The sequence below is a fragment of the Bradyrhizobium sp. GCM10028915 genome, from assembly GCF_042666195.1.
GTDB classification, from domain to species: Bacteria; Pseudomonadota; Alphaproteobacteria; order Rhizobiales; family Xanthobacteraceae; genus Bradyrhizobium; species Bradyrhizobium canariense_D.
Window position 1 is genome coordinate 1 of the sequence record NZ_JBHTFN010000033.1, and the last position, 803, is coordinate 803.

The following is an 803-nucleotide window of genomic DNA, read 5'->3' on the forward strand; positions in this document are numbered from 1 at the left end:
TCGTCGACCAGCAGCACCGATTGCGAGTGCAGCGACGGCTTCATCTCCTTGCGGGTGAACCAGTCGGCGAACGCCATCGGCAGGAAGTGGCCGACGTCGATCACTTCGGTGGCCTGGCCCTTGATCACGGCCGAGCCGAGAATGCCGGAGGAGGATCCGCCGACCTCGATGTTAAGCCGTTCCTCGACGATGTCGATGATCTCGTCGACGACGAGGCCCATGGAGCGGCCGTCGTCGGAGAACACCAGGATCGGCTGGGCGCCCTGGCTCGCGATGGTGACGCTCTCCATGGCAACGAGCGGCATCAGCTGCTCACGGTACTGCACCATGTAGCGGCCGTTCGAGAACTCGATCTTGTCGGCCGGAAGCTCTTCCAGGCGCGTGACGAGTCCGAGCGGGACCGCCTTGGGCTGGGCCGAGCCGGCGCGGAACACCAGCAGCGAGGTGGTCTGCTCGCCCGATCCGATGCTGTGCGTCCCGTTCTCGTTGTTCATGTCATGGGCCGAAGAGCCGGCGGCGCCGAGCGCCTTGGCAATGCCGTTGGGGTCGATGATCATGATGACCGCGCCGTCGCCCAGGATGGTATTGCCCGAGAACATGTCGATGTGGCGCAGCTTCGTCGACATCGGCTTGACCACGATTTCTTCGGTGTGGAACACGCCGTCGACGACGATGCCGAAGGTCTGGCTGCCGACCTGCGTCACCACGATGAAGCCGTTCTCGGGATCGGAGACGGCGCCGTCGTCGATCTTGAGCAGCTTCTTGAGATGGATCAGCGGCAGCAGCTTGTTGCGCAGCCTGAG

General features: G+C 64.0%; 1 protein-coding gene. It reads right to left on the bottom strand.

The window, feature by feature from the left end; translation table 11 throughout:
- Positions 1-803, bottom strand: an 803-nt coding sequence (locus tag ACFQX9_RS16710) for a chemotaxis protein CheW (RefSeq protein WP_377789605.1), incomplete at both ends; no start/stop codon positions are given.